Origin of the sequence: Sphingomonas sp. 66-10 (genome assembly GCF_001897045.1) — a bacterium.
Lineage (GTDB): Bacteria > Pseudomonadota > Alphaproteobacteria > Sphingomonadales > Sphingomonadaceae > Sphingomonas > Sphingomonas lycopersici.
On record NZ_MKRR01000004.1, the window covers coordinates 10862 to 16588 of the forward strand.

Below are 5727 nucleotides of genomic sequence, written 5' to 3' on the forward strand. Positions count from 1 at the left end.
GATGCTCGCTTTCTACCGCCGCTCGCCCTTGTGGGGCGTCGCGCTGCCGGCGATCGCGGCTTTCTACGCCGGATGCACCTTGCTATCGGCGTGGCAGCATGCGCGCGGGCGCGGCGGAATGTGGAAAGGGCGGGCGCAGGCAGCGGCCGGGGCACGATGACAGACACAGCCGATCTCGCCTCGGGCAAGGGCCATCACGACGAGAATTTCCCCGTCGCCAGCTTCCTCTTGCGCCCCGAGCATCGCGCGCCGGTGATGGCCTATTACCGCTTCGCGCGCGCCGCCGACGATATCGCCGACAACGAACAGGCGACGCAGGCGACCAAGCTCGACCTGCTCGCCCGGATGCGTGCCGGGCTCGACCGCGACGGCCCGCCCGAGGCGGTGGCGCTCGGCGCGGTGATGGCGGCGCGGGGGATCGACCCGATCCACGCGCACGACCTGCTCGACGCCTTCGTCCGCGACGTGACCGAGGCGCGTTGCGCCGACTGGGACGATCTTATCGGCTATTGCCGGCTGTCCGCGATGCCTGTCGGCCGCTTCGTGCTCGATGTCCACGGCGAGAGCCGCGAAACCTGGCCTGCCAATGATGCGCTCTGCGCCGCGCTCCAGGTGATCAACCACCTGCAGGATTGCGGGAAGGATTATCGCACGCTCGGCCGGGTCTATATCCCGCTTGATACCGGCATCGACCTCGCCGACCTCGCCCGCGCGCGCGCCACCCCGGCGCTGCGCGCGATCATCACCGCGCTGGTCGAGCGCACGCGCGATCTGCTTGACCGGTCGGCGGGTTTCTCGGCGATGATCCGCGACCGTCGGCTCGCCGCCGAAGTCGCCGCGATCCACCGGCTCGCGGTGAGCCTGTGCGATCGGCTCGCGACGCGCGATCCGCTGAGCGAACGCGTCCACCACGGCAAGCTCGAAGCCGCGCTGCTCGGGCTCAGTGCCGCGGTCCCTGCGCTGCTGCGGCGCGCGGCATGAGCGAGGTTACCGCCAACCCCGCCGCGCAGGCCGGCGGCAGTTCCTTCTATGCCGGAATGCGGCTGTTGCCCAAGGCCGAGCGCGAGGCGATGTACGCGATCTACGCCTTCTGCCGCGCGGTCGACGACATCGCCGACGACCAGCAGGGCGACCGCCCCGGCCGCGCCGCCGCGCTCGATCGCTGGCGCCGCGATCTCGATGCGCTTTATGCCGGCGGCGACGCGGGTCAGGCCCAAATCGTCGCCGAAGCGGTGCGGCGCTTTGGGCTCGACCGCGCCGATTTCGAGGCGGTGATCGATGGCATGGCGATGGACGTCGCACGCGATATCCGCTGGCCGACGATCGACGAATTGGATCTTTATTGCGACCGGGTCGCCTCGGCGGTGGGGCGGCTGTCGGTGCGCGTGTTCGGCATGCCGCACGCGCCGGGCATCGAGCTGGCGCATCATCTCGGCCGCGCGCTCCAGCTCACCAATATCCTGCGCGATATCGACGAGGATGCCGCGATCGGCCGCGTCTACCTGCCGATCGAGGCGCTGGATGCCGTCGGGATCACTCCGACCACGCCGGAGGCGGTCGCCGCCGATCCACGGATCGACCAGGCGGTGCGCCCGTTGGCGGAACGCGCGCGCGCGCATTATCGCGCCGCCGACGCGATCCTCGCCGCCCGCCCCGCGGGCCATTTGCTCGCGCCGCGCCTGATGGAAGCGGTCTATGCCAAATTGCTGACGCGGATGGAAACCGTCGGGTGGGCGCCGCCGCGCCAGCGCATCCGGGTCAGCAAGCCCGCCTTGTTGTGGACGGTCGCGCGGTTGGTGGTGACGCGTTGACGTTCGCGCGCGCGACGATCGCCGGCGCCGGACTCGCCGGGCTGTCCGCCGCGGTGCGGCTGGCGGAAGCGGGCGTGCGGGTGCGCATCGCCGATTCCGCGGCGCAGGCGGGCGGGCGCTGCCGTTCCTATTACGACCGACAGCTCGGGCTGACGATCGATAACGGCAATCACCTCGTGCTCGCCGGGAATGAGGCGGTCGCGCGGTTCCGCACGACGATCGGCGCGACCCAGCCGCTCGCCGGCCCCGAACAGGCCGATTTCGCCTTCGTCGACCTGACCGACGGCGCCCGCTGGACGATCCGCATCAATCAGGGCCGCGTACCGTGGTGGGTCTTTTCACCCGGCCGCCGCGTGCCGGGAACCGGCGCGCTCGACTATCTGCGGCTTGCGCGGCTGATTACCGGCGGGCCGCGCGATATCGTCGGCGATCGCGTCGACACCGACAGCCCGGCGTGGCGCAAGTTGATCGCGCCGGTGCTGCTTGCGGTACTCAACACGCCGCCCGCCAGCGGATCGGCGCAGCTGACCGCGCAGGTGTTGCGCGAATCTCTGCTGAAGGGCGGTCAAGCCAGCCTGCCGCGGATCGCCGAACCCAGCCTCGCCGCCGCCTTTGTCGACCCGGCGGTGGCGTGGCTCGCCGCGCGTGAGGCGCCGCTGACGCTCGGTCGCCGGCTCCGCGCGATCGTCACCGAGGGCGATCGGGTCAGCGCGCTCGACTGGGGCGACGGCGCCGAGCCCGTGGCGGCGGACGAGGCGGTGATCCTCGCGGTTCCGTCGTGGGTGGCGACCGCGCTGCTGCCCGAGATATCCGCGCCCGATGCGTTCCACGCGATCGTCAACGGGCATTTCGCATTGCCCGCGCCGCACGGGATGCCGCCTATGCAGGGGCTGATCGGCGGGACCGCGGAATGGCTGTTCGCCTTCCCCGATCGCCTCTCGGTGACGGTCAGCGCCGCCGACGCGATCGTCGACCTCGATCGCGAGGAGCTGGCGCGGCGTTTCTGGGGCGATATCCAGCGCGCCTGCGGCTTCACTGCGGCGATGCCGGCGTGGCAGATCGTCAAGGAAAAGCGCGCGACCTTCGCCGCCACCCCGGCGCAGGATGCCAAGCGCCCGCCCGCGACGACGCGCTGGCGCAATCTGTTCCTCGCCGGGGACTGGGTGCAGAACGGGCTGCCGGCGACGATCGAGGGCGCATTGCGCGCAGGCGAGACCGCGGCACGGCTGGTGCAGCAATTCCGCCATTGACCAATATGCGCGGCGCGCCAAATGATACCCGATATTCAAAAGCCGGAGCGACCATGACCGATCACGATCTCAACGATCTGCATGATGGCGCGATACCGGCGGCGACTCTGGTGATCTTCCGCGCGGCGGGCGGCGGGGCGCCCGAATTGCTGATGGTCGAGCGCGCCAAGGAAATGTCGTTTGCCGGCGGGGCGATGGTATTCCCCGGCGGACGCGTCGACGGGGGCGATCATGTGCTCGCCGAGCTGCTCGGCGGCGACGCGGAAACCGCCTCGCGCATCGCCGCGATCCGCGAGACGATCGAGGAGACCGGCGTACCCGTCGGGCTGAAACCGATGCCGTCGGCAGAAGCGCTAGCCGCGATGCGCGCCGCGCTGCATGCCGGCACGCCCTTTGCCGAGGCCTTGGCCGATGCGGGGTCCGCGCTCGATCTCGATATGCTCGAACCCTGGGCGCGCTGGCTGCCGGCGCATCGTGGGATGAAGCGGTTCGATACCCGCTTCTACCTCGCCGAGCTGCCGGCGGACGCGCCGCGCGCCACCGTCGATGCGACCGAGAATGTCCGGCTGGTTTGGGCGACCGCGCAATCGGTGCTCGACGATGCCGACGCCGGCAAGCTGGCGATCATCTTCCCGACGCGGCGCAATCTGGAGCGGCTGGCGCTGTTCGACAATTTCGCCGACGCGGTGGCGCACGCCCGCGCGACCCCGATCCGGATCGTCACGCCCTGGACCGAGGAGCGTAGCGGCGAGCAGCACCTCTGCATCGCCGACGATGCGGGCTATCCGGTGACCTCGGAGCCACTGTCCGGCGCGATGCGCGCTTAGCGCCTTTCACGAAAGAGAATCCGTTCGCGCTGAGCTTGGCGAAGGGCGTCCTCAAGTTGGGGACGCCCTTCGACAAGCTCAGGGCGAACGGGGGAAAAGCGCCTTCCTGCTCAGTGCGGCAGCGCGCTGGCCTCGACCTTTTCCACCCAATGCGGGAAGAACGCCGGCTGGCGCGACGACCAGCCCGACGCGGTCGCCGCCGCCTCGCTGATCGACTGGAGCAATTTGCGGCGCAATTCCGGGTGAAGATGCGGCAGCGCGGCAGCGGCGCAGAAGGCGCCCGGCAGCCACGGCCGCACATTCGCCCCGATCAGCCGCTCGTAGAGGAAGCGATAGGCGGAGAAAGTCGGCAGCCGCCCCTGCCCGAGATCGAAGGCTGTGACCGTGATCAGCGGCGCAAGAAACGCCTCGACCCGATCGAGCCCGCTATCGTCAGGCACCAAAGTACGGATTTCGGGAAGCCGCTCGTAATGCCGGGCCTGTGCGCGGATGCTCGCCGCCTCGACCACGTCGCGCGACCAGCGCGTCATCGCGTCCTCGCGCTCAAGACCTATATCGAGACTGCGCCGGATGTAGCGTTGCGTCGCCGCGGCAAAGCCAGCGAACTCTTTCATCTCGGCGAGTGTCATCGCACCTTCCGCCGGCTTCATCCTGGCACTCATGACCCACCTCAGCCCGTACCAAAGCCTGTACTCAACAAGCGAAGTTATCTTACGCTACGGTGGTTAACCCTACCCTTAACGCTATGATGCCCCGCGTTCATAAATGAATCACGGACCTTGCCGCGCCGCAACATTGGATGCGACGAACCGAGTCACATTGTTGAAATTGCGCGACAGGGTGCGTCTTTTACGCAACAATCAGTCGTTCACCGCCCCGACTAGCGCAACGAGTGCGCGCAACCGCGGCAACCCGCCGGGGGTGGCGATATAGCGCGGCTCCCAGCGCGGCTGAAACTTGGCCTTGAACGCGCGCAGCCCGGTGAAGCGATAGAGTCGCTCGCCGCGCTCGAACAAGGTGCGGCCGATCTTGGCCCAGATCGGCGCCAGCCGGTCCTCGGGCAAACCTGCCAGCGGGGCGATGCCGAGGTTGAAGGTCGCATAACCCTGCGCCCGGCCCCATTCGAACAGCCGCACGAACATCATGTCCATCGTTCCGCCCGGCGCATCGGGAATATAGCGCATCAGATCGACCGACATCTCGCCGCCGTCGCCGTCGGGCGCGCCGTTGGTCCAGATATTGGCGAAGGCGAGCATCCGTTCCCCGTGCCGCACCACCGCCACCGGGAAGCGCGCGAGATAATCGGGATCGAACGGCCCCAGGCTGAAGCGCTTCTCCCCGCCCGGTCGATCGACCAGCCACGCATCGGACACCGCGCGCAGATCGGGCATGATCGCCGGCACTTCCGCGGGCGGCACGACCGCGAAGGTCATGCCCTCGCGCGTGGCACGGCGCAGGGCGGCGCGAAAATCCTTCGCCTGCGGCCCCTCCAGCGTGAAATCGGCGAGATCGACATGCGCCTCCTCGCCATATTTCATCGCCTCCAGCCCCATATCGATCGTCAGCGGGAGCATGTCGGCGCTGATCTGGTAGAAGCATAGCCGGCCATGCGCCGCGTCGCAGGCGCGGCGGATCGACCAGACGAGCTCGCCCCACGCCGCCTCCGGCCCCACCGGATCGCCCATCACGATCCACGTCCGCCCGCGCACGCGATACATCAGGAAGGCATCGCGCGCGGTCGAGATAACGAACCTTTTGTCGCCGGTGAAGGCGAGATTGGCGTCGGTGCGACTGGCATAAGCGAGCGCGGTCTTCGCCACCTCCGCGGGCAGATCGGCG

6 protein-coding genes and 1 pseudogene are annotated in these 5727 nt (G+C 69.0%); 5 read left to right on the top strand and 2 right to left on the bottom strand.

Annotated features, from left to right (window positions below; all coding sequences use genetic code 11):
* The 5 genes and pseudogenes from BGN95_RS00890 to BGN95_RS00910 all read left to right on the top strand — a co-directional run.
* Positions 1–160 (top strand): annotated as a pseudogene (locus tag BGN95_RS00890) (glycosyltransferase); the annotation flags it as partial.
* Entirely contained in the window at positions 157–981 is an 825-nt protein-coding gene (gene hpnC, locus BGN95_RS00895) for a squalene synthase HpnC (RefSeq protein WP_286771342.1), read from the top strand. The pseudogene BGN95_RS00890 and the gene hpnC, both read left to right, overlap by 4 nt.
* On the top strand, positions 978–1811 hold the full coding sequence (gene hpnD, locus BGN95_RS00900; RefSeq protein WP_179512213.1) for a presqualene diphosphate synthase HpnD: 834 nt from the start codon (positions 978–980) through the stop codon (positions 1809–1811). The genes hpnC and hpnD overlap by 4 nt, the downstream gene beginning before the upstream one ends.
* Positions 1808–3061, top strand: a complete 1254-nt coding sequence (gene hpnE / locus BGN95_RS00905) for a hydroxysqualene dehydroxylase HpnE (protein WP_265271872.1) — start codon at positions 1808–1810, stop codon at positions 3059–3061. The genes hpnD and hpnE overlap by 4 nt, the downstream gene beginning before the upstream one ends.
* 53 nt (positions 3062–3114) lie before the next feature.
* On the top strand, positions 3115–3888 hold the full coding sequence (locus tag BGN95_RS00910) for an NUDIX hydrolase (RefSeq protein WP_179512215.1): 774 nt from the start codon (positions 3115–3117) through the stop codon (positions 3886–3888).
* 110 nt (positions 3889–3998) lie between these two features.
* Here the strand turns inward: BGN95_RS00910 and BGN95_RS00915 are convergent, their stop codons facing one another.
* Together BGN95_RS00915 and BGN95_RS00920 are read right to left on the bottom strand one after the other, a co-directional pair.
* Positions 3999–4550: a hypothetical protein gene (locus BGN95_RS00915; RefSeq protein ID WP_179512216.1), complete on the bottom strand. Its 552-nt coding sequence runs from the start codon at positions 4548–4550 to the stop codon at positions 3999–4001.
* 198 nt (positions 4551–4748) lie between these two features.
* The coding region (locus BGN95_RS00920; RefSeq protein ID WP_286771343.1) for a phosphatidylglycerol lysyltransferase domain-containing protein at positions 4749–5727 on the bottom strand (979 nt) is incomplete at its 5' end.